We start from the raw sequence: 22,479 nt of genomic DNA on the forward strand, positions 1-22,479 counted from the left end.
AAGAGGGAGCCGGGAAGCCGCCGTGCGGGCGGCCGTACGGCTCACTCCTCGATGTTCTCCGCCTCCCGCGCCAGGAACAGCGCGAACACCGGCGGATGCTGCTGGAGCAGCTCCAGGCGCCCGCCGTCCGCCTCGGCCAGATCGCGGGCGACGGCCAGGCCCAGCCCGGTGGAGTTGCGGCCGGAGACGGTCCGCTCGAAGACCCGCGAGCCCAGGTCCGGGGGGACGCCGGGGCCGGCGTCGGTGACCTCGACGACGGCCTGGTTGCCGGTGACACGGGTGCGCAGGGCGACCGTTCCGGCGCCGTGCATCAGGGAGTTCTCGATCAAGGTGGCCAGCACCTGGGCGACCGCGCCCGGGGTGCCCACGGCCCGCAGCCCCTTCTTGCCGGAGCGCACGATGGCCCGCCCGGCGCTGCGATAGGCCGGGCGCCACTCCTCGACCTGCTGTTTGACGACCTCGTCCAGATCGAAGGCGACCGCCGAGCCGGTACGCGGATCGCGCGAGTTGGTCAGCAGCCGCTGGACGACGTCGGTCAGCCGCTCCACCTGGGCCAGCGCGATGGTGGCCTCTTCCTTGACGGTGTCCGGGTCGTCGGTGAGGGTGATCTCCTCCAACCGCATGGACAGCGCGGTCAGCGGGGTGCGCAGCTGGTGGGAGGCGTCGGCGGCGAGGCGGCGCTCGGCGGTGAGCATCCGGGCGATTCGTTCGGCGCTGGCGTCGAGGACGTCGGCGACCCGGTCGAGTTCCTGGACGCCGTAGCGGCGGTGGCGGGGGCGGGGGTCGCCGGAGCCCAGCCGTTCGGCGGTCTCGGCGAGGTCGGTGAGCGGGGCGGTCAGCCGGCGGGCCTGGCGTACGGCAAGGATCACCGCCGCGATGATCGCCAGCAGCGCGACGGCCAGGATCACCAGCAGGGTCCGGCCGATCTCCGCGCTGACCGAGGAGCGCGACTCCTGGACCATGACCCATTCGCCGCGGTCGCCCTGGACCCGTGAGGAGATCACATCGCCCGCCGGGCGCCGCCCGATCTCGATGGGCTGGTGGGGCTTGCCGGGCACCCGGATCTCGGCGTAGCGGTGGGCGGTGATCTGCTCGGAGAGAACCTCCGGGGTGATCTTCTCGCCGCTGCCCATCCGGCTCTCCACGATCCCCACCAGCCGTACCGCCTCGGACGCCACGCTCTCCTGGGCGCCCGCCTCGATGGTGCGGGTCTCGACGATGACCAGCGAGATACCGAAGACGGCGATGACGACGAGGACCACGGCGAGCGTGGAGTTGATCAGGCGGCGGCGCACGGGGTCCTGGTTCTTTCAGCTTTTTTCGAAGCGGAAGCCGACACCGCGGACGGTGGCGATGTAACGGGGGTTGGCGGCGTCGTCACCGAGCTTCTTGCGCAGCCAGGAGATGTGCATGTCGAGGGTCTTGGTGGACGACCACCAGGTGGTGTCCCAGACCTCGCGCATCAGCTGGTCGCGGGTGACAACCCGGCCGGCGTCCCGCACCAGGACGCGCAGCAGATCGAACTCCTTCGCCGTCAGCTGGAGTTCGTCGTCCCCCATCCACGCCCGGTGGGATTCCACATCGATCCGCACGCCGTGGGTGGCGGGCGGCTGCTGGGCCTCGGCGGTGGAGCCGCGGCGCAGCAGGGCCCGTACCCGGGCGAGCAGTTCGGCGAGGCGGAAGGGCTTGGTGACGTAGTCGTCGGCGCCGGCGTCCAGCCCGACGACGGTGTCCACCTCGTCGGCGCGGGCGGTCAGCACCAGGATCGGGAAGGAATGGCCTTCGGTGCGCAGCCGGCGGGCGACCTCCAGGCCGTCCATGCCGGGCAGTCCCAGGTCGAGCACGAGCAGGTCGATATTGCCCTGGAGACCGGCGTCGAGCGCCGTGGGGCCGTCCTCGCGCACCTCGACTTCGTAACCCTCGCGGCGCAGTGCGCGGGCGAGCGGCTCCGAGATGGACGCGTCATCCTCGGCGAGCAGTACACGGGTCATGGGCCGATGGTAGTCCGCGGCAGCAGGCCGAAGGGGCGGTCCGGCGCGCAGGGCTGCGTGTGATCGCTGCGGGGCGGGCCGGGGCCGTGAGCTGGACACCCGCGGCGGGGCGGAGTTCAAACGGTTCCCGGCGTCAGTGTGACCGTTGTCTCACCACTCCCATTGCGGCGGAACCAGACGTATGGTGTCCGCACGTCCATCGCACAACCTAAGGACCGCTGACGCTCAACTGGTGTCATCGGTCCCTGTTGTGTGCGGGGCTGGAATCCCCAGTCCCGGTACACAGTGACTGACCTTTCGACCGGGTCCGCCGAGCAGCAGCACGGGGGGCGTGGATCCCGGTGCATGACCGCCTTGCCGGCTCCGTTTCGTGCGGTGCCGAACCCCCCGGACGTGGGGCGGGTATGTCTGCACCGGTGCCGGTCACCCCCACAGGGCGCGTAACGGATCACCGAACGCGTCCCCAGCAGACCAAGGATTCACCATGGCGTCCAGCCTGACGAAGGGCGCGGCCAAGCAGGGAACCCCTGCGGACGGCGGCAAAACCTTCTTCGGCCACCCGCGCGGACTGGCCCCGCTCTTCATGACCGAGATGTGGGAGCGCTTCAGCTATTACGGCATGCGCGCCCTGCTCGTGGTCTACCTGATCTCCGGTGGTCCGGACGCCGAAAAGGGCGCCCAGGGCGGCGGTCTGGCCATGAATGTGGCCACCGCCTCGGCCATCTACTCCATCTATGTGGCGATGGTCTATCTGCTGGCCATGCCCGGCGGCTGGATCGGCGACCGCATCTGGGGCCCGCGCAAGACCGTCGCCATCGCGGCGGGTGTCATCATGACCGGCCACCTGGCGCTGGCCGTACCGGGCCAGGGCGGTTTCTTCGCGGGTCTGGCGCTGGTCGCGGTGGGCTCGGGTCTGCTGAAGGCCAACATCTCGACGATGGTCGGCCACCTCTACGACGGTCCTCAGGACCCGCGCCGGGACGGCGGCTTCACCCTCTTCTACATGGGCATCAACATCGGTGCCTTCGCGGCGCCGCTGGTCATCGGCACCGTCGGCCAGGACGTCAACTGGCACCTGGGCTTCGCGCTCGCCGCGCTCGGTATGGCCCTGGGCCTGGTGTCGTTCCTGATCGGCACCCGCCACCTCAGCCCGCAGTCCAGCGTCGTGCCGAGCCCCCTCCAGGCGGAGGAGCGCGCCATGTGGCTGCGCAAGGGCCTGATCTGGGTCGCCGTCGCCGCGGTCTTCTACGGCGTGGTCGCCTTCACCGGTCACTTCACCCTGAACTGGGCCGTGATCCCGCTCGCGCTGCTCGGCCTGATCATCCCGATCACGGTCCTGGCCCGTATCAAGCGCGACAAGGAGCTGACCGACACCGAGCAGACCAAGGTCAGCGGCTACATCTGGTTCTTCGTGGCCGCCGCGCTCTTCTGGATGATCTTCGACCAGGCGGGCTCGACGATGTCCGTCTTCGCGGAGAAGAAGACGAACGGTCAGGTCTTCGGGCTGGACTTCCCGTCCTCGTGGTTCCAGTCCGTGAACCCGCTGTGGGTCATGGCCCTCGCCCCGGTCATGGCGTGGCTGTGGCTGCGGCTGGCGCGCCGCGACCGCGAGCCGAGCACCACGGTGAAGTTCTCCATGGCGATGTTCTTCATCGGCGCCTCGTTCGTCGTCTTCATCATCCCGATGATGATGGCCTCGGACGGCTCGAAGGTCAGCCCGATGTGGCTGCTGTCCATCTACATGATCCAGACCATCGGCGAGCTGAGCCTGTCCCCGGTCGGCCTGTCGGTGACCACCAAGATGGCGCCGCAGAAGTACGCCAGCCAGATGCTGGGCGTGTGGTTTCTGGCCGTCACCGCGGGCGACTGCATCACCACGCTGCTGTCCACCGGCGGCGCGGACCTGAGCGGTCCCCCGGTGCTGGCCGTCGAGGCCGGTATGGCGGTGCTGGCTGGCGCCGCGGTGTGGCTGAGCCGCAAGAAGATCATCGCGCTGATGGGCGACGTCCGCTGACGCGACACGCAGCTACGGAAGGGCCCGGTACGCCGCTGCGTACCGGGCCCTTCCGGTTGTCTGCCGCTCCCCGTGCCGTCCAGGCCCTAGCGGCGCAGGTACCGCCGGGGGGTGAAGGCGAAGACGGCGCCGCCGAGCAGGATGGCGGTGCCGGCCAGCAGTCCGAGGGCGGTGAGGGTGCCGTGGTCGCTCGCGCCGGTGGCGGCGAGGCCGCCGGAGGAGCCCCCGGTGGCACCCGTGGTCGTGCCTGCGGTCGTGCCCGTGGTGGCGCCCGTGCTGGCGCCTGTGGTGTCGCCGCCCGCGCTGCCGCCGGAGGCGCCGCCCGTACCGCCCGTGGTCCCGCCGGACGTGCCGCCCTGCTGCGCCGAGGTGTCCAGCGTGAGCGAGGCGCCCGGGTCCTTGTCCGGGGTGCAGACGGTGGTCGTCCCCAGGGCGTTGACGGTGAGCACGCCCGGGGTCAGCGTGGCCTTGCCGGTGGCGCCCGGTTTGTAGGTGCCCTTCAGGTCGGGGATCTCGATGGGGTCGCCCGACTTGATGGGCTTGTCGTTCGTCGGACCCTCGACCTTGACCGAGCCCTTGTCCGCGCCGCCCACCTTCACGTCCATCGACGGCTTGACCGAGTTCTTGGGGATGTCCGCCGGGCTGTTCATGACGGACTTCTTGAACTGGACCGTCAGGTCGTAACTGCCGCTCTTCTTCACGGCGTTGATCTGTACGGGCGAGGTCGCCTTCTTGTCCCCGATGGGCGTCTTGCAGGAGTACGGGACCTGCACTTCCTTGCCCTTGTAGGCGGTGCCGTCGGGGTCGCCGCCGGTGCCTCCGGTGGAGCCGCCGGACGAGCCTCCGGTGGAGCCGCCGGACGTATCACCGCCAGACGTGCCGCCGCCGGACGTGCCTCCGCTGGTGCCGCCTCCGGAGGCCGTGCCGCCCGTCGCGCCGCCGGACGAACCGCCCGTCGTGCCGCCCCCGCCGCCGGTCACCTTGATCGTGACGGCCGGTTTCACGGCCTCCTTGGGCGAGCACTTGGTGTCCGTCGAGATCGGTTTGTTGACGTTGATGTTGTAGAAGCCGGGCGTCAGGGTGATCTCACCGGGCTTCTCCAGCTTGAGCTTGCCCGTCATATCGGACAGCTTCATCGGGGCGCCCTTGGGGATCGGCGGATTCTGCCGCGGCCCCTGCATCGGCAGATCGCCGCTCTGCGCCCCGGCCACCTTGATCGTGCCGGTCGGCTGGACGGTGTTCTCCCCCAGGTCGAGGATGTCGGGGTTCTTGGACGCCCCCTCGACGGTCTTCCAGACCACCGTGACCTCGTCGCCGACCTTCGCCGTCGCCGGCGCGCTGACCGCCACCTTCGTCGTGCCCTCGATCGGCGGCAGCCCGGATATCGGGGGCGGCAGACACTCCGTCCGGTACGACACCTCCGCCGCCTGGGCGGAGGTGGCCGTGGCCAGGACGCCCGCACCCGCGAGCACCAGCGCGGCCGCCGAAGCCACGCCCACTCTTCTCCGTTGCCTCATCAGCACCATCTGCCTCATCGGCGTCATCACGCAGAACCTTTCGACGGGGGTCGTTCGGTGGATGTGGTGGTGGACGGTGCGGTGTCCGGGGTGAACCACGGCAGCGCGGCGCTCTCGCCGTCGCCCCTGGTCACGCTTCCTCGTGCCTTCCTGGTGCCGCCGTGTCGGTGGCGGGCGGCAGGGCCCGGCCGACGGGGGCGTACGCGGTCCACGACCGCCATCCCGATACGGAACACCGCCGTCGGGATCACCACGCACAGCAGCACCCAGAACAGCGTCACGCCCCACGGGCGCCCCACCCCCCACGGCTGTTCGACCAGGAGCTTGCCGCCGTATCTCAGCGAGACGAGATAGTCCCCATGCGCCCCTGCGGCCAGCTCCACCGGCAGCGTGACCTGGGTTTTCTTTCCGGCCGGGAGGGTGCCGCGCCACTGCTGGTCCTGCCATTCGGGCGCGAAGACGCCGTGCGACGTACCGATCTGGAAGACCGGATTCCGCGCCGGCGCCGATCCGACGTTGCCGACGGTGAGCGTCAGCTCGCGCTGCGGCGGCGCCCCGAACCACGTCAGCAGCCCACTGCTGCCCGCCAGCCGGGGTGCCGCGAGGACGGTCAGCCGGCCCCCGGCGCTCTCCTTGGGCAGCGGCGCGACGGGGTGGCCGGCCACCGTGAACGCGGCGTCGGCGGCATCCGCCGGCCCGGTCACCGTGGCCACATGCACCACACAGGGGCAGGGCTTGGGCGGCTCGGCGACCGGGAGGCGCTGGTGGAAGGCGCCGTGGGCGTCGGTGGTGACGGCCCGCCCGTCGCCGTTGGCGCAGGTATTGGTGCCGCCGATCATGTTCTGGCCGCAGATCAGCAGCGTGAGCAGCGTCTTCGCCCGCCAGCCCCGGCCGGTCACGGTGAGGGTGCCACCCTTGCCCGCCTGCTTCTCGGAGAGCCGGACGGAGGGCCCGCCGTCGACGGCTGCGGGGGTGGCGTGCGCCGGGGCGGCGGGGAGCGCGGCCAGCGCCAGGGCGAGGCAGAGGGCGCCCAGGACGAGCGCGGCGAGGGCCCGCCGCGCGGGGGTGGGGGCGGTCGCAGGGGCGGGGGCCGTCGTCGGAGTGGGGGCACTCGCAGGGGCGGGGGCCGTCGTCGGGGTGGGGGCGGTCGCCGTGTCCGTCGTCGTCTCCGTCACCGTTTCGCCGTTCACGCTCGCACTCCTGATCCCGGTACCGGTACCGATCCCGATGCGGTGCCTGTGGCCGTGCGGGCGGCTGCCGTGGGCCCCGCGCCGTCCCTCCCCCGTCGCGTGCGCCGCCGCCTGCGTACGACGCCCCAGGTGCCCGCGCCCGCCGCCAGGACGGCGGCCGCGCCCGCGGCCGCGCCCCACGGAACCGCCGTGTACGTGGCCGATGCGGCCCCCCGCGCCCCCTGTCCCGCCGTCGCCGTGACCCGGACCTCCACCGGCTCCAGAGCGGGCGGATCCGGCCATTTTTCGGTGCGGTCGATGCGCTGTCCGGGCCGTAGCGCGTCCGGCAGGGGGCGGGCGGGGCGGTGCAGCGTCGCGCCGAAGATCCCGTCGGCGCGGAGTGCAACCCGCGGCCGCAGAACGGTGTTTCCTCTATTGACCAGCGCATACCGCACGACCGCCCCGTCGCCGCTCCCCCGCACCACCGACACGCCCTCGACGGTCAGCGCGGACAGCGCCGGTCCGGTCACCCGCAGGTGCAGCGGCACCCGGGCCTGGGCGCCGCCCCCGGCCGTCGCGGTCGCGGTGATCGTGCCGGAGCGGCTGCCGGGGACGGCGCCGGCCGGCACGGCCAGGGTGAACGGCACCCCGGCGCGCGTCCGCGGCGGAAGGGTCACCTCCGCCGCCGCGAAGGCGAGCCGGCCGCCGGTCCCGGAGCCGCTCAGCCGTACGGTGACGGGCCGGCGGGACGGGTTGGTGAGCGCGAGCCGGTCGTCGAGCACGGCGCCCGGCGCGCCCTCCAGGTAGAAGTACGGGCGGTCCTGCGCGCTCGGCCGGGCGCCCCCACCGGGCGCGGGCGCGGCGGACCACCCCGGCGCGGCGGGCCGGGCCAGGGCCGGAGCGGGCCACAGCAGTACGGCGGCGGCCGCAAGGACCGCACCGCTGAGCACTGCGGGAGTACGGAAGGGCATCGGCGGCTCCTCCGGAGCGGGGCTCGTACGGGCGGCGTCAGACCTGGCGGCCGCGCCGGGTCAGCCAGAGCGTGCCGGCCGCCCCGGCCAGCAGGACCGTGCCGCCGAGGGTGCCCAGCGCGATGGCGGAGTCCGCGGGTCCGGTCTGCGGCAGCTGGCCGCCGCCGGAGGCGCCGCCCGCGCCGGCCCCGCCGCTGCTGCCGGAGGCGCCCCCCGAGCCACCGGAGCCCTTGACGTCCAGGGACAGCGAGGGCTTGGGGTGGTTGCTGGGGGTGCAGGTGGTCGTGGTGCCCAGGGCCTTGATGGTCAGGGTGGAGGCGGTGAAGGTGACCTTGCCGCTCGCCTTGGGCGTGTAGGTACCGCTGAGGTCGCTGATCTTGATGGGGGTGTTGGCCGGTATCGCCTTGTCGTTCGGCGGCCCGGCGACCGGCACCGTACCGCTGTCCGCACCGCCCAGCTGGATCAGCGCGCTCGGCTTCATGGCGCCCTTGCCCAGTTCGACGGGGCTGGAGGAGACGCCCTTCTGGAAGGACATGACGAGCTGATAGACACCGCCGCTGGGCGTGCCCTTGATGTCGATGGGCGACACCGCGCCCTTGTTGCCGATCGGCGTCTTGCACTGGTAGTTGACGTCGACGACCTCGGCGTGAGCGGCCGGCGCGGTGAGCAGCACCGCGGATCCCGCCGTCATCGCCACGACCGCGGCCAGGGCGGCCGTACGGCGCGGGCGCCTGCCGTGTGGTTCACAGAAGCGGGCCACCTCGATCTCCCCTTCTCCCGGGTAGCGCACCGCCGGATGTTACTGACGGCACATCAGATTGGCCGTCAAGGTACGCCCGGGGCCTTGCCGAGGGAAGGCACAGCGCAGCCACGATCGGAGCGGGCGGGCGCATGCGCGGGGGCGGGCCGGGCGGGGAGACGACAAAGCGCGGGCCCGCAGGCCCGCGCTTGCCTCGTGACGTTCCGTCCGCCTGTCAGGACGGTGCGGCGAGCTCCGCCCAGACGGTCTTGCCGGCGCCGTCGGAGTTGCGTACCACTCCCCAGTCCAGGCACAGGCGCTGCACGATGAACATGCCGTGGCCTCCGGGGCGCCCCGGGCGGTGCGGATTGCGCGGCGCGGGCGATCCGGTGCCCAGGTCGCTGACCTCCAGGTGCAGCACCTTGGCGGTGCACCGCAGCCGCAGCTCCTCCGGCCCCTCGGCGTGCAGACAGGCGTTGGTGACCAGCTCGGAGACGACAAGCAGCACATCCTCGGCCGCGGCGCGCTGGTCGGCGTTGGCGGCCGGCAGCCAGCCCCAGTCGTGCAGGGCCTCGCGGGCGAAGTCACGACCGCGCGCCACCGCGCCTCGGGTGCCCGCCAGGCGCAGCCGGCGGACCTGGCCTGCCGGCGCGGCGGCCTGCGGGGCGGAGGCGCCCGGGCCACCCGTCTCCGGGCCAAGATCGCCCGGCGGGTACGGCCGGGTGGTGCTCATCAGCGCTTCACCTCACCGATTCGCCTTTTCACGGACAACAGATAACTGACTGGTTACTAACGGATTCAGATGTCTCCTGCCCGACCGGACCGTGAGAACACCCACTTGTTGGGTACGGAAGTTGTGACACGTACTACGTGCCCGGATTGCAACCATCCGGGTGGCGACGGTCAGTCGGACAGTGCCGCATCGAGGGAGTCGTGCACCGTGAAAACCGCATCCGCACCAGTGATCTCCAGGACCCGGGCCACGACCGGCTGCATGCCGGCCAGATGGACCCCGCCCCCCGCGGCCTCCGCCTTCAGGCGGGCGCCGAGCAGCACATTGAGTCCGGTGGAGTCCATGAATTCAAGGGGTGAGCAGTCCACCACCAGGCGTGCATATCCATCGTCGACGCACCCCTCCAGTGACTCGCGCAACAGATCTGCGGTGTGGTGATCGAGCTCACCGGCGGCAGTCACGACCGCACTGGCGCCGTGATGCCGGATCGCGACCTGCAGCCGGCCACGGCTTGCACTGCCGACCGTCCCGCGGTCCATCCGTGCGCACCCCTTTTGCTGTCTCGGCGTCTGATTGCTTACGACTGCGCGTGTCGAACACTACGCCCTCCCTCCGCACAGGGGTAGCCGAACAATCCCCATATAGCACGAGATATGGACAACACGCACTTGCCATCTTCATGCAAAGCCAGGTAGGCGTAGATGGAGACACATTCGAAACGGCCGGCTTTGGAGGCGCCGCACACCGCAGCTTCACGTAGAGGCTTCGGCAGCCATATGCCGAGAACGATGGAGGACACATGTCACCCCGGCTCGACGAAATGCGCACCGACGACACCCGGCAGCACACCTCGTCGACACCACAGTCCGACCCGACCGGGCACATCCCGTCCCAGTCGGCGCCTGCCCCGTCCCTCGCCGCCGAATCCGATCTCACGGAAATTCCCGAGATCGACGGTCTGCCCGAGATCCCGCCCTTCGACGAGGTGGGCCCGGTGGACGCGCGGGCACTGTCCAAGACCCTCTTCGAGCGGCTGGAAACGCTCGAGGAAGGCACTCATGAATTCGCCTACGTCCGCAACACCCTGGTAGAGCTCAATCTCGCCCTGGTGAAGTTCGCGGCCTCCCGGTTCCGCTCCCGCAGCGAACCCATGGAGGACATCGTCCAGGTCGGCACGATCGGCCTGATCAAGGCGATAGACCGCTTCGAGCTGAGCCGAGGCGTGGAGTTCCCGACGTTCGCGATGCCGACCATCGTCGGCGAAATCAAGCGCTTCTTCCGTGACACCAGCTGGTCGGTGCGCGTACCGAGGCGTCTTCAGGAACTGCGGCTGGATCTGGCCAAGGCCGGCGACGAGCTGGCCCAGAAGCTGGACCGCGCCCCCACGGTGAGCGAGCTCGCCGAGCGCCTCGGCATCACCAAGGACGAGGTCGTGGAAGGGATGGCCGCGAGCAACGCCTACACCGCGAGCTCGCTGGACGCCCAGCCCGAGGAGGACGACAGCGAAGGCGCGCTGGCGGACCGCATCGGCTATGAGGACAACGGCCTCGAAGGCATCGAGTACGTCGAATCGCTCAAGCCGCTGATCGCCGAACTCCCGCCGCGCGACCGGAAGATCCTCTCGCTGCGTTTCGTGGCCAATATGACGCAGTCCGAGATCGGCGAGGAGCTGAACATCTCTCAGATGCATGTCTCCCGGCTGCTCTCGCGCACGCTCGGCCGGCTCCGCAAGGGGCTGATGGTCGAGGAGTGACCCCCGCGGTCGCGCCGCCGGTCCGCCAGGGCCGGCCGCCGCCCGCGCAGAGGAGGGCCTGCCCCGAGGTTTCGGGACGGGCCCTCCTCTGCTGTGCGGCTCCCCTGCGGTGAGCCCTGCCGGAAGCCTCCGCTCCGGAGGCTCCAGGGCCCCTCAGACGAGAACTCCCCTGTGCCACACGGCCGATACGAGCGGTACGCCGGGCCGGTAGGCGAGGTGGACGTGCGAGGGCGCGTCGAGCAGGGCGAGGTCGGCGCGGGCGCCGGGGGCGATCCGGCCGACGTCGGTGCGGCGCAGGGCGCGGGCGCCGCCCGCGGTGGCGGACCAGACGGCCTCGTCGGGCGTCATCCCCATGTCGCGGACGGCCAGCGCGATGCAGAACGGCATGGAGCTGGTGAAGGACGAGCCGGGGTTGCAGTCGGTGGACAGGGCGACGGTGGCCCCGGCGTCGAGCAGCGGGCGGGCATCGGGCCACTTGGCGCGGGTGGAGAACTCGGCGCCCGGCAGCAGCGTGGCGACGGTCTCGGACTGTGCGAGGGCGTCGATGTCGGCGTGGCTGAGGTGGGTGCAGTGGTCGGCGGAGGCGGCGCCGAGTTCGACGGCGAGCTGGACGCCGGGGCCGGGGCCGAGCTGGTTGGCGTGCACCCGGGGGATCAGGCCCTTGGCCTGTCCGGCGGTGAGGACGGCGCGGGCCTGGTCGCCGTCGAAGGCGCCCTTCTCGCAGAAGACGTCGATCCAGCGGGCGTGCGGGGCGCAGGCGTCCAGCATCGGGCCGGTGACGAGGTCGACGTAGCCGGCCGGGTCGTCGGCGTAGTCGGGCGAGACGATGTGCGCGCCGAGGAAGGTGACCTCGTCGGTGTGGGCGGCGGCGATGCGCAGCGCGCGGGCCTCGTCCTCGACGGTCAGGCCGTAGCCGGACTTGGTCTCCTGGGTGGTGGTGCCCTGGCGCAGGCCCTCGGCGAGATAGCGGGCGACGTTGGTGTGCAGGGCCTCGTCGGTCGCGGCGCGGGTGGCCGCGACGGTGGTGCGGATGCCGCCTGCGGAGTAAGGGCGCCCGGACATACGGGCGTTGAACTCGGCGGTGCGGTCGCCGGCGAACACGAGGTGGGAGTGGGAGTCGACGAAGCCGGGGATGCCGGCCCGGCCGCCCGCGTCGACGGCGTTGTCAGTGGCGGGTGCTTTGCTGGACTCACCGACCCAGGCGATGCGGTCACCGTCGATGACGACCGCCGCGTCCTGGATCAGACCGAGGGGGCCTTCACCGAGGGAGGGGTCGTTGGTGACGAGTTGGCCGATGTGGGTGATGGCGGTGGTCGGGGCGGAGGCCGTGGGGGTCGTGTCGGTCGTCATCGCGGGGGTGTTCTCCTTCAGCCGCCTACGGCGGCGATGGACTCTGCAAGTGCGGTGGGCACATCGGGGACGAGAGTGTGCGCACCGTCCCGGACGATCTGTCGGCCGCCCACGATCGTGTGCCGCACATCCGCCGCGGAGGCGGCGAATACGGCCGTCTCGGCGCCCAGGCGGGGCGGCGGTCCTGCGGTGCGGACGGAATCCAGCGCGATGGTCGTGAGGTCGGCGAGCGCGCCGGTCTCGATCGCGCCGGCGTCGTCCCAGCCCAGCGCGGCGTGACCGTCGGCGGTCGCGGCGCGCAGCAGGGCGGTGGCCGTCCAGTGCCCGCGGGTGCGGGTGCGCAGCCGCTCGTCGAGTTCCATGGCGCGGGCCTCTTCGAGCAGGTCGATGACGGCGTGGCTGTCGCTGCCCAGGGACAACGGGCTGCCCGCTTTCTGGAGTTGGACGGCCGGGCCGATGCCGTCGGCGAGGTCGCGCTCGGTCGTGGGGCACATGCACACACCGGTGCGAGTGCCGCCGAGCAGGCCGATGTCCTCGGGGGTCAGGTGGGTGGCGTGGACGGCGGTGGTGCGCGGGCCCAGCACGCCGTGGTCGGAGAGCAGCCGGGTGGGGGTGCGGCCGTGTGCGTCCTGGCAGGCGTCGTTCTCGGCGGTCTGCTCGGACAGATGGAGGTGCAGCGGGGCCTGCCGCTGCCGGGCCCAGTCGGCGACGGTGCCCAGCTGATCGGCCGGCACGGCGCGTACGGAGTGGATGGCGGCGCCGATCCGGGCGTGCCCGCGACCGTCCTTGAGGGCGTCGGCGCGCTGCGCCCAGGCGTCGGCGGTGCCGTCGGAGAAGCGCAGCTGGTGGTGGTTGGGCGGGGTGCCGAAGCCGGCGGAGAGATAGGCGGTGTCGAGGAGGGTGATGCGGATCCCGGCGTCGGCGGCGGCCGCGATCAGGGCCTCGCCCATCGCGTTGGGGTCCTGGTAGCGGGTGCCGCCGGGTGCGTGGTGGAGGTAGTGGAATTCGCCGACGCAGGTGATACCGGCGAGGGCCATCTCGGCGTAGACGGCGCGGGCGAGGGCGTAGTAGCTGTCCGGGGTGAGCCGGTCGGCGACGCTGTACATCACCTCGCGCCAGGTCCAGAAGGTGCCGGAGCCGACCTGGACGGTGCCGCGCAGGGCGCGGTGGAAGGCGTGCGAATGGGCGTTGGCGAGCCCGGGGATCGTCAGACCGCGGAGCGCGACGGCGCCGGGCGGCGGGGTGGCGGCCCCCGTGCGGACGGCCGAGATCCGCCCGTCCGCCACCTCCACGGCGACGCCGGGCTCCACATGGGTGCCCAGCCAGGCGTGTTCGAGCCAGTATGTGACCGGCGCCGTGGGCGCTGTCATCGGCACGCCAGTCCCTCCAGTACGTCGGCGAGTGCGGTGACCCCGGCGATGCAGTCGTCCTCGGCGGCCGTTTCGGCGGGTGAGTGCGAGACGCCGGTGGGGTTGCGGACGAACAGCATGGCGGTGGGGATGGTTCCGGACAAAATACCCGCATCGTGTCCCGCGCCGGTGCCCAGGACGGGCACCGGACGGTCCGCCGCCTTGCCGAGGATCGCCGCCAGCTCGTCGCGCAGGGCGTGCTGGAACTCCACGACGGGGGTGAAGGATTCGCGGACGACGGTCAGGTCGATCCCGTCGCGTGCGGCGCGCTCGGCGGCCGCCCGCTCGATGCCGTCGATGACGGTGTCCAGGGTGTCCTGGTCGGCGGCGCGGGAGTCCAGCCAGCCGCTGACCAGCGAGGGGATCGCATTGACGCCGTTCGGCTGCACGCTGATCTTCCCGAAGGTGGCCAGGGCGCCGGCGAGGCGGGCCTGCTCGCGGGCGGCGAGGACGGTCGCGGCGTAGGTGAGCATCGGGTCGCGGCGGTCTTCCAGGCGGGTGGTGCCGGCGTGGTTGGCCTCACCGCGGAAGTCGAAGCGCCAGCGCCCGTGCGGCCAGATGGCGGAGGCGATGCCGACCGGATCACCGGTCAGGTCCAGGGCCCGCCCCTGCTCGACGTGGAGTTCGACGAAGGCGCCGATCCTGGCGAGCCGTTCGGGGTCGGGGCCGAGGGCCTCCGGGTCGTATCCGGCGCGCTCCATGGCCTGCGGGAGGGTGATGCCGTCGCCGTCGCGCAGGCGGTGCGCGGCCTCGGTGGTCAGCGCTCCGGCGGCGAGCCGGGAGCCGACGCAGGCCAGGCCGAAGCGCGCGCCCTCCTCGTCGCCGAAGTTGACGATCGCCAGCGGTTTGGCGAATTCCGCTCCCCTCCCGCGGAGTTCGTCCAGCGCGGCGAAGGAGGAGACGACCCCCAGGGGGCCGTCGAAGGCCCCGCCGTCCGGTACGGAGTCCAGGTGGGAGCCGGTGACGACGGCGTCGCCGGGGGCCACGTCCTGGTATGAGGTGGCCCCGAGCCAGGCCCACTGGTTGCCGTTGCGGTCGAGTTCGTAGTGGAGTCCGCGGGCATGCGCCTGGGCCTGGAACCAGGCGCGGCAGTCGGCGTCGGCGCCGGTCCAGGCGTAGCGGCGGTAGCCCCCGGAGGAGGAGTCGCGCCCGACCGGACGCAACTCCTCCCACATCTCGTGGAACGAGGCGGTCACGCGCCCTCGCCCTCGCGCATCGGGATACGGACGCCGCGCTCGGCGGCCACCTCGTCGGCGCGCTCGTAGCCCGCGTCGACGTGGCGGATGACGCCCATGCCGGGGTCGTTGGTCAGCACCCGGCGGATCTTCTCCCCGGCCAGCGGGGTGCCGTCGGCGACCGTGACCTGTCCGGCGTGGATCGAGCGGCCCATGCCGACGCCGCCGCCGTGGTGCAGCGAGACCCAGGAGGCGCCGGAGGCGACGTTGACCATGGCGTTGAGCAGCGGCCAGTCGGCGATCGCGTCCGAGCCGTCCTTCATGGCCTCGGTCTCGCGGTACGGCGAGGCGACCGAGCCGCAGTCGAGGTGGTCGCGGCCGATGGCCAGCGGGGCCTGGAGCGTGCCGTCGGCGACCATCTCGTTGAACCGCTCGCCGGCCTTGTCGCGTTCGCCGTAGCCGAGCCAGCAGATCCGGGCGGGCAAGCCCTGGAAGTGGACCCGTTCGCCGGCCAGCTTGATCCAGCGGGCCAGCGACTCGTTCTCCGGGAAGAGGTCCAGGATCGCCTTGTCGGTGGCGGCGATATCGCGGGCGTCGCCGGACAGCGCGGCCCAGCGGAACGGCCCCTTGCCCTCGGCGAACAGCGGCCGGATGTAGGCGGGCACGAAGCCGGGGAAGGCGAACGCCCGCTGGTATCCGGCGAGTTGGGCCTCGCCGCGGATCGAGTTGCCGTAGTCGAAGACCTCGGCGCCGGCGTCCATGAAACCGACCATGGCCTCGACGTGCCGTGCCATCGACTCGCGCGCCCGCTGGGTGAAGTCGGCCGGCTTCTCGGTGGCGTAGGCGGCCATATCGGCGAAGTCGATGCCGATCGGCAGGTACGACAGCGGGTCGTGGGCGCTGGTCTGGTCGGTGACGATGTCGATCGGCGCGCCGTCGGCGAGCATCTGCGGCAGCAGCTCCGCGGCGTTGCCGAGCAGGCCGATGGACAGCGGTTTGCGCTGGTCGCGGGCCTCGACGGCGAGCTGGAGGGCATGCTGGAGGCTGTCGGCCCGTACGTCCAGGTAGCGGTGCTCGATACGCCGCTCGATGGCGCGGGGGTCGCAGTCGATACAGATCGCGACGCCGTCGTTCATGGTGACGGCGAGCGGCTGGGCGCCGCCCATGCCGCCGAGGCCGGCGGTGAGGGTGATCGTCCCGGCGAGCGTGCCGCCGAACTTCTTGGCCGCGACGGCGGCGAAGGTCTCGTACGTGCCCTGAAGGATGCCCTGGGTGCCGATGTAGATCCACGAACCGGCGGTCATCTGCCCGTACATCGTCAGGCCGAGGGCCTCCAGGCGGCGGAACTCCTCCCAGTTGGCCCAGTCGCCGACGAGGTTGGAGTTGGCGATCAGCACCCGCGGCGCCCATTCGTGGGTCTGCATGACGCCGACGGGCTTGCCGGACTGGACGAGCATCGTCTCGTCCTGCTTGAGGGTGGTGAGGGTGCGCACCATCGCGTCGAAGGAGCGCCAGTCGCGGGCGGCCTTGCCGGTGCCGCCGTAGACGACGAGCTTGTCCGGGTGTTCGGCCACCTCCGGATCGAGGTTGTTCTGCAGCATGCGCAGTGCGGCTTCCTGCTGCCATCCCCGAGCGCTGAGCTCCGTACCGCGCGCTGCCCGCACGGGTCGCGGTCCCGACATGGGCCGTGCCTCCCTGACGTCGAATGGATTGAGCTATTCACATATTGGAGCTACTGAATAGTGTTAGTCAACAGCCCACGGAGCGACATCCGCCGCGAGCCGCCAGAACCGGCCATACGGCGCCGTCCGGCGCCGCGAGTTTTTACTTGCCCGCCGGGAAAGTCTGCGGTAACTTTCCTACCAGGCAAGTAAACGGGGATCAGGACGCTCCGGAGCCCGGCCGCCTTCTGCCGCGCCGCGCCCGGAACCGCCTTGGGGAGGCGATGACCATGAACACGACGGTGAATGCCGAGCAGGCCTGGCAGGATCTGCAACGCATCCGGGTTCCGCAGGAGCGGGTCTACGACGAGGTCGAGAGAAACGCGGGCGGCGACCCCAAGGCGACCTACGCCATGGCGGGAATCATGTGGCTCTTCCTGGCCGGCATGGGGCTCGACCTGCCGAAATGGGGCGTGTGGCTGCTGCTCGCCGCCTATGTCGGCGTGCTGGGCTCGCTCGCCGTCCACTACAGCCGCCGCAGCCGGGTGCGGCTGCACCGATCGCGTTACAGCTGGCGGTCGGCCGCCAGCATGGCCGCGGGAGCGGCGGTCTCCGGCGGGACGATCGTGCTGTCCGGCCGTCTGGTCGAGTCGCTGGCACTGCCGTTCGGCAGCCTGATCACCGCCACCGTCTCGGCGTTGGCGTTCCTGCTGTTCGTCGGCCCGGCGAACCGCTGGGCGGTCGCCACGCTGCGCGACCGAGGCACAAGAGCCCCCTCCGAAAGGGCGATCCGATGAGTACCCCCACCGGTTTCGACGAACTGATCCATCCCTCCACCAGGCTGTCGGTGGTCGCGCTGCTCGCCGCCACGGAATGGGCCGACTTCGCCTTCATCCGGGACAGCCTCTCGCTCAGCGACTCCGCGCTCTCCAAGCAGCTGCACACCTTGGAGGAGGCCGGCTATCTGGAGATCCGCAAGGAGGGCGGCGGCCGCAAACGCCGCACCAAGGTACGGCTGACCGAGCGCGGCCGCGGCGCCTTCGAAGGCCATGTGGCGGCACTCCAGGCGATCGTCGAGGGCGCGGGACCGGCCGCGGCGGCGGCGCAGCAACGACACCAGGAACATGCAGAGGCACACCGATGACGAGTAATGCGCACCCGCCCCTGGAGCCCCTGCGGCCGACGAGCCCGGACGCTCCCACCACCGAGGCGGCCACACCCACCGCCGCCGGCCCGCCGGTCATCCAGGTACGCGATATGCGGATGGCCTACGGCGATGTCGGAGTGCTGCACGGCATCGATCTGGACATCCACCGCGGCGAGATCTTCGCCCTGCTCGGTCCCAACGGCGCCGGGAAGACCACCACCGTCGAGATCCTCGAAGGTTTCCGGCAGCGCTCCGCCGGTGACGTGCAGGTCCTGGGGACGGATCCGGCCCGCGGCGGCGATGCCTGGCGCGCCCGGATCGGCCTGGTCCTCCAGTCCTGGCGCGACCACCGGCGCTGGCGGGTCGGGGAGTTGCTGACCCACTTCGCCACCTACTACCCCGGTCCGCGCGACCCGGACGCGACGCTGGACCTGGTGGGCCTGCGCGACCGGGCCGACCGGCAGGTCGGGCAGCTGTCCGGCGGCCAGCGCCGCCGCCTGGACGTGGCGCTGGCCGTCATCGGCCGCCCCGAGCTGCTGTTCCTGGACGAGCCCACCACCGGCTTCGACCCCGAGGCGCGGCACGACTTCCACCTCATGGTCGAACGACTGGCCCGCGAGGAGGGCGTCACCGTTCTGCTCACCACCCACGATCTGGTGGAGGCCGAGCGGCTGGCCGACCGGATAGCCGTGCTGGTCAGCGGCCGGATCCGGGCCTACGGCACGCCGGTGGAACTGTCCCGGCGGGCCGCCGCCCAGGCCGAGGTCCGCTGGACGGCCGCCGACGGCACGCCCCGCCGCGAGCGCACCGAGGACCCCTCCCGGCTGGTCTGGGACCTCCACCGGGCGGCCGACGGACCGATAGCCGACCTGGAGGTCCGCCGGCCGACGCTGGAGGACACCTATCTGCACATGGTGCACAGCGGGGACGCGGCGGCGGACGCCGCGAGCGATATCAGCAACGAGGACGGAACCAGGGCCGGCGACGGCAACGGGTCTGTGCTCACCAGGGGGAAGAAGCACGCCGCATGACCACGAACCGGACCGCCGCACAGACGGCCGCGCAGGCCACCACCGAGACCGCCGCACAGGCCGGGGCCAGGCCCCGGGCGGCCGGGCCGCGCCACTGGCGCGCCGGGTTCCAGCGGGGCGCCATCGAAGTGCGCCATCTGATGCGCAACCCCAAGGAGATGAGCGGCTTCCTGGTGAATGTGGCCGTCGCGCTGGTGCTGGCGGGCAACCTCACCAAGCCGGTGCCCGGCACCCACATCCCGATGGGCCAGCTGTCGCTGGCGGGCTTCGCCGCGTATCTGGTCTTCCAGGTCGGGCTGGTCAACCTCCCGCAGGCCCTGGTGACCGAGCGGGAGGAGGGCGCCCTGCTGCGCCTGCGGGCCACACCCGGGGGCATACCGGCGTATCTGGTGGCCAAGGCGCTGGTGATGATCGCCATGGCGTACGGCCTGCTCATTGCGCTGCTGGGGGCCGGTGCCCTGGTGGTGAACGGGCCGCTGCCGCAGAGCGCCGAGGGCTGGCTGACGCTGCTGTGGGTGACCGCGCTGGGGCTGCTGGCCGTGATGCCGCTGGGCGCGGCCATAGGCACCGTCCTGCCCAATCCGCGCGAGGCGCTGGCGTTCATCATGGTGCCCGCGATGGGGCTGCTGTTCACCTCGGGAGCGCTGTTCCCGTTCAGCTCACTGCCGGTGGTGGTCCAGAAGATAGCCGCCGTCTTCCCGCTCAAGTGGATGGCGCAGGGCGTGCGGGCGGCCCTGCTGCCGGACGCCGTGCGGGCCGCGGAACCGGCCGGTTCCTGGGAGCTGCCGACCATCGCCATGGTGCTGAGCGCCTGGGCCGTCTTCGGCTTCCTCCTCGCGATACCCCTGCTGCGCCGCGCCGCGCGCCGCGAGTCCGGCTCGCGGCTGACCGAGCGGCACCGCAAGGCGGGGCTGAGCGGGGCGGCGGCGTAACGCCCTGGCTGGGGGCACCCTCCCCAGCTACCGCTGGGGGGACTTCCACCCAGCGGTAGCTGGGGAGGGTCGGTGGAGTAATGGCGGAGGCGTCGTGCCGTATCCATGGGGGTGGCGCCATCCGTTGGCGCGACGCCCCGGCCAGTGATGAAGTTGCCTCATGACTGGTTCCATGGAGGAGCCCACCACGGTTCCCCTCACCGGCCCTCTGCCGGGCCACCGACTCGGCGGGGCGCCCGGCCTGCCCGCCGGCCCGCTGCCCGGCGGGATGCCCGGCCGGATGGCTGACCGGATGCCCGGCGGGGCACCCGGCCGGACGCATGGCGCCGCGCCCCGCACGCCTCCCCCCACCCGTCCCGGTCCCGCCTCCCACGCCCACCCCCGCGACCTCGCCGTCCAAGCGGCCGTTGCGCGGGGGCTGGTCGGGCCGGGTGAGCCGGTCGCCGGGTTGCTGGATGTCGACGGGATCCGGCGGTCGGCGGCCGAACTGCGATCCGCCTTCGAGGAGTTCACGGCGCCGGGGACACCGGTTCTGCACGCCTTCGCGGTGAAGGCCGCCTCGCTGGTCCCCGTACTGCGGCTGCTGGCGCGGGAGGGGCTCGGATGCGAGGTGGCCAGCCCCGGGGAGCTGGCGCTGGCCCGGGCCGCACGGGTGCCGGCCCGTCGTACGGTGCTGGATTCGCCCGCCAAAACCCGCGCCGAACTGCGCGAGGCCCTGGCGCTCGGCATCGCGGTCAACGCCGACAACCCCGAGGAACTGTCCCGTATCGACGGCCTGATGGCCTCCGCACCGTCCACCGCGCCGATCGGACTGCGGATCAATCCGCAGATCGGCGGCGGCAGCATCGGCGCGATGAGCACCGCCACCGGCACCTCCAAATTCGGTGTGGGGCTCCGCGACGAGGGCGCACGCGCCTGGGTCGTACGGGCCTGCCTCGACCGCCCGTGGCTGACCCGGCTGCACGCCCATGTCGGTTCCCAGGGCATGTCACTGAAGCTGATGGCCGCGGGGGTGGCGGACCTGTACCACCTGGCCGAGGAGATCAACGAGCAGGCCGGACGGCGGCAGATCGACACCCTCGACATCGGCGGCGGCCTGCCGGTCAACTTCGCCTCGGACGCCGTGACCCCGACCTTCCGCGACTACGCCGCGCTGCTCCGTTCGACCGTGCCGGGGCTGATGTCGGGACGCTACGGACTGGTCACCGAGTTCGGGCGGTCGCTGCTGGCCAAGCACGGCACGATCGTCGCCCGTGTCGAGTACGCGAAGTCGGCGGGCGGGCGGCCCATCGCGGTCACCCACGCCGGCGCCCAGGTCGCCACCCGTACGGTCTTCGCGCCCGACTCCTGGCCGGTCCGGGTCGCCGCGTACGACGTGCACGGTCTGCCCAAGACCGGCGCGCCCGTCGCCCAGGACGTCGCGGGTCCATGTTGCTTCGCGGGCGATCTGGTCGCCGAGAACCGCCCGCTCCCGCTCCTCGGGTCCGGCGACCACGTCGCCCTCCTGGACACCGGCGCCTACTATTTCTCCACCCACTTCGCGTACAACTCGCTCCCCCGGCCCGGCATTCACGGCTACACGGCCGCCCCCGACGGCACCGTCCGCTTCGCGACCGTACGCGCCCCGCAGACCCTGGCCGACCTCACCGCGGAAAGCGGCGGGGACACCCCGGACGCGCTCCGCGGCCTGACCTAGCCACCGTCGTAAGCCCCCCCGGCCCCTCCCCCCACTCCTCACTCCTCACTCCACGAACAGCCCCCTGGCCGCCGCGTTCGTGTCGAACTCCTCCAGGCGGGCCTGGGCGTCCGGGAGGGCGTCGCACATGGCCTCCAGGAGGACGCGGCCCAGCAGCATCGGGGCGCAGGCGGTGTCGAAGGCGAGGCCGGTGCCGACGGGGGCGGGGAGGAGGAGGTCGGTGGGGTGGGCCACGGGGGCGAAGGCGCTGTCCGCGACGGTGACGAGGGTCAGGCCGGCGTCGCGGGCGGTGGTGAGGGCGTCGACGACCTCGCGGGGGTGGCGGGGCAGGGCGAAGCAGAGCAGGGCGGTGGCACCCGCGCGGACGGCGGCGGCGATGCGGTCGGTGAGCATGGTGCCGCCCTCGTCCAGGAGGCGGACGTCGGGGTGGACCTTGCGGGCGAAGTAGGTGAAACCGGCGGCCTGGGCGGAGGCGGCACGCAGACCGAGGACGGGCAGCGGCCGGGAGGCGGCCAGGACACGGCCGGCCTCGATCACCGGGAACGGGTCGGCGAGGGCGGCGGCCAGATGGCGCAGGTTGTCGATCTCGGCCTGGACGGCCTGCTGGTACTCGTTGTACGCGTCGCTGCCCCCGGGTGTGCCGGTGGGCGCGACCTCGCGGAGGTGGCGGCGGAGCGCCGGATAGCCGTCGAAGCCGAGGGCGACGGCGAAGCGGGTGACGGAGGGCTGGCTGACACCGGCCAGTTCGGCCAGTTCCACGCTGGAGAGGAAGGGCGCGTCGGCGGCCTGGCGCACCATGCAGTGCGCGATCCGGCGCTGGGTGGGCGTCAGCCGGTGCCCCTCGAAGAGCTTCTGGAGGCGGGCGGCGGTGCCGGTGTCGGCCGCGCCGTTACCCGGCTCCGGGCCCGAGCCCGTGCCACTGCCCGCGGCGGTACCGGTGCCGGTGCCCGCACGCGCGCCCTGGGCCGCGCCGCCGCCGTTGTCCCGGTCCCCGCTCATTGCCCTCTGCTTCCCGGCCCGGAAGGGGCCTTGTGCTTGTGCGTGTGCCTGTGCCGTGTGCCTCGGTGCCGCGGCCCGGCCCCGGGGCGGATGCCTCGACCCGTACCGCCAACCGGGCCGATGCCGCGACCCGTAACGCCGTCCCGCGCCGCCGTACCGCCCCGCGCCGTCCTACCGTCCCGCAGTGCCAAC

20 protein-coding genes are annotated in these 22,479 nt (G+C 72.1%); 7 read left to right on the top strand and 13 right to left on the bottom strand.

All coding sequences use genetic code 11. The annotated features are described in order from the left end of the window. Positions 1-41: 41 nt before the first annotated feature. Entirely contained in the window at positions 42-1,295 is a 1,254-nt protein-coding gene (locus B1H19_RS16940) for an ATP-binding protein (RefSeq protein WP_083105530.1), read from the bottom strand. Positions 1,296-1,310: 15 nt separating this feature from the next. Continuing rightward, positions 1,311-1,991 (bottom strand): response regulator transcription factor, encoded by a 681-nt coding sequence (locus B1H19_RS16945; protein ID WP_030068025.1) that lies wholly within the window; start codon positions 1,989-1,991, stop codon positions 1,311-1,313. A 484-nt stretch (positions 1,992-2,475) separates the two neighbouring features. Here B1H19_RS16945 and B1H19_RS16950 point away from each other — a divergent pair, with 484 nt between their 5' ends. Next, complete coding sequence (locus tag B1H19_RS16950; protein ID WP_083105531.1) at positions 2,476-4,005, top strand: peptide MFS transporter; 1,530 nt, start codon at positions 2,476-2,478, stop codon at positions 4,003-4,005. A gap of 86 nt (positions 4,006-4,091) precedes the next feature. On the opposite strand, the gene B1H19_RS16955 is transcribed toward B1H19_RS16950, so the two are convergent. The 6 genes from B1H19_RS16955 to B1H19_RS16980 form a co-directional block, all read right to left on the bottom strand. Further along, complete coding sequence (locus tag B1H19_RS16955; protein ID WP_107426397.1) at positions 4,092-5,522, bottom strand: hypothetical protein; 1,431 nt, start codon at positions 5,520-5,522, stop codon at positions 4,092-4,094. A gap of 26 nt (positions 5,523-5,548) precedes the next feature. Beyond that, a complete protein-coding gene (locus B1H19_RS16960; protein ID WP_083109699.1) occupies positions 5,549-6,556 on the bottom strand; it encodes a hypothetical protein in 1,008 nt (335 codons plus the stop codon). A gap of 152 nt (positions 6,557-6,708) precedes the next feature. Then, positions 6,709-7,662 (bottom strand): hypothetical protein, encoded by a 954-nt coding sequence (locus tag B1H19_RS16965; protein WP_083105532.1) that lies wholly within the window; start codon positions 7,660-7,662, stop codon positions 6,709-6,711. A 37-nt stretch (positions 7,663-7,699) separates the two neighbouring features. After that, complete coding sequence (locus tag B1H19_RS16970; protein WP_083105533.1) at positions 7,700-8,422, bottom strand: LPXTG cell wall anchor domain-containing protein; 723 nt, start codon at positions 8,420-8,422, stop codon at positions 7,700-7,702. A gap of 214 nt (positions 8,423-8,636) precedes the next feature. After that, positions 8,637-9,134: an ATP-binding protein gene (locus B1H19_RS16975; RefSeq protein ID WP_083105534.1), complete on the bottom strand. Its 498-nt coding sequence runs from the start codon at positions 9,132-9,134 to the stop codon at positions 8,637-8,639. Positions 9,135-9,304: 170 nt separating this feature from the next. Continuing rightward, on the bottom strand, positions 9,305-9,673 hold the full coding sequence (locus tag B1H19_RS16980; RefSeq protein WP_030068032.1) for an STAS domain-containing protein: 369 nt from the start codon (positions 9,671-9,673) through the stop codon (positions 9,305-9,307). Positions 9,674-9,933: 260 nt separating this feature from the next. Between B1H19_RS16980 and B1H19_RS16985 the strand changes: the two genes are divergently transcribed. After that, a complete protein-coding gene (locus B1H19_RS16985) occupies positions 9,934-10,887 on the top strand; it encodes an RNA polymerase sigma factor SigF (RefSeq protein ID WP_083105535.1) in 954 nt (317 codons plus the stop codon). Between the two features lie 153 nt (positions 10,888-11,040). Here B1H19_RS16985 and hutI read toward each other — a convergent pair whose 3' ends face one another. The 4 genes from hutI to hutU are packed head-to-tail and all read right to left on the bottom strand — an operon-like array spanning position 11,041 to position 16,503. Continuing rightward, the gene (hutI, locus tag B1H19_RS16990) at positions 11,041-12,237 is read right to left on the bottom strand and encodes an imidazolonepropionase (RefSeq protein WP_083105536.1); all 1,197 of its coding nucleotides are present in this window, start codon (positions 12,235-12,237) and stop codon (positions 11,041-11,043) included. A 17-nt stretch (positions 12,238-12,254) separates the two neighbouring features. Further along, positions 12,255-13,607 (bottom strand): formimidoylglutamate deiminase, encoded by a 1,353-nt coding sequence (locus tag B1H19_RS16995; protein WP_083109700.1) that lies wholly within the window; start codon positions 13,605-13,607, stop codon positions 12,255-12,257. Continuing rightward, complete coding sequence (locus B1H19_RS17000) at positions 13,604-14,821, bottom strand: allantoate amidohydrolase (RefSeq protein ID WP_237289840.1); 1,218 nt, start codon at positions 14,819-14,821, stop codon at positions 13,604-13,606. The genes B1H19_RS16995 and B1H19_RS17000 overlap by 4 nt, the downstream gene beginning before the upstream one ends. 17 nt (positions 14,822-14,838) lie before the next feature. Beyond that, positions 14,839-16,503: a urocanate hydratase gene (gene hutU, locus B1H19_RS17005; RefSeq protein ID WP_083105538.1), complete on the bottom strand. Its 1,665-nt coding sequence runs from the start codon at positions 16,501-16,503 to the stop codon at positions 14,839-14,841. Positions 16,504-16,772: 269 nt separating this feature from the next. Here hutU and B1H19_RS17010 point away from each other — a divergent pair, with 269 nt between their 5' ends. From B1H19_RS17010 to B1H19_RS17030, 5 genes are all read left to right on the top strand, one after another. Beyond that, positions 16,773-17,279: a hypothetical protein gene (locus B1H19_RS17010; protein WP_203237171.1), complete on the top strand. Its 507-nt coding sequence runs from the start codon at positions 16,773-16,775 to the stop codon at positions 17,277-17,279. Beyond that, complete coding sequence (locus B1H19_RS17015) at positions 17,276-17,626, top strand: transcriptional regulator (protein ID WP_083105539.1); 351 nt, start codon at positions 17,276-17,278, stop codon at positions 17,624-17,626. The genes B1H19_RS17010 and B1H19_RS17015 overlap by 4 nt, the downstream gene beginning before the upstream one ends. Beyond that, positions 17,623-18,660, top strand: a complete 1,038-nt coding sequence (locus B1H19_RS17020; RefSeq protein WP_083105540.1) for an ABC transporter ATP-binding protein — start codon at positions 17,623-17,625, stop codon at positions 18,658-18,660. The genes B1H19_RS17015 and B1H19_RS17020 overlap by 4 nt, the downstream gene beginning before the upstream one ends. Next, a complete protein-coding gene (locus B1H19_RS17025) occupies positions 18,657-19,592 on the top strand; it encodes an ABC transporter permease (protein WP_083105541.1) in 936 nt (311 codons plus the stop codon). Before B1H19_RS17020 ends, B1H19_RS17025 begins: the two co-directional genes overlap by 4 nt. A gap of 280 nt (positions 19,593-19,872) precedes the next feature. Beyond that, positions 19,873-21,288, top strand: coding sequence for a type III PLP-dependent enzyme domain-containing protein (locus B1H19_RS17030; RefSeq protein ID WP_418361516.1), 1,416 nt, complete (start codon positions 19,873-19,875; stop codon positions 21,286-21,288). A 45-nt stretch (positions 21,289-21,333) separates the two neighbouring features. Here the strand turns inward: B1H19_RS17030 and B1H19_RS17035 are convergent, their stop codons facing one another. Then, on the bottom strand, positions 21,334-22,287 hold the full coding sequence (locus B1H19_RS17035) for a MurR/RpiR family transcriptional regulator (RefSeq protein ID WP_083105542.1): 954 nt from the start codon (positions 22,285-22,287) through the stop codon (positions 21,334-21,336). Positions 22,288-22,479 lie beyond the last annotated feature (192 nt).

The sequence above is a fragment of the Streptomyces gilvosporeus genome, assembly GCF_002082195.1.
Classification (GTDB): domain Bacteria; phylum Actinomycetota; class Actinomycetes; order Streptomycetales; family Streptomycetaceae; genus Streptomyces; species Streptomyces gilvosporeus.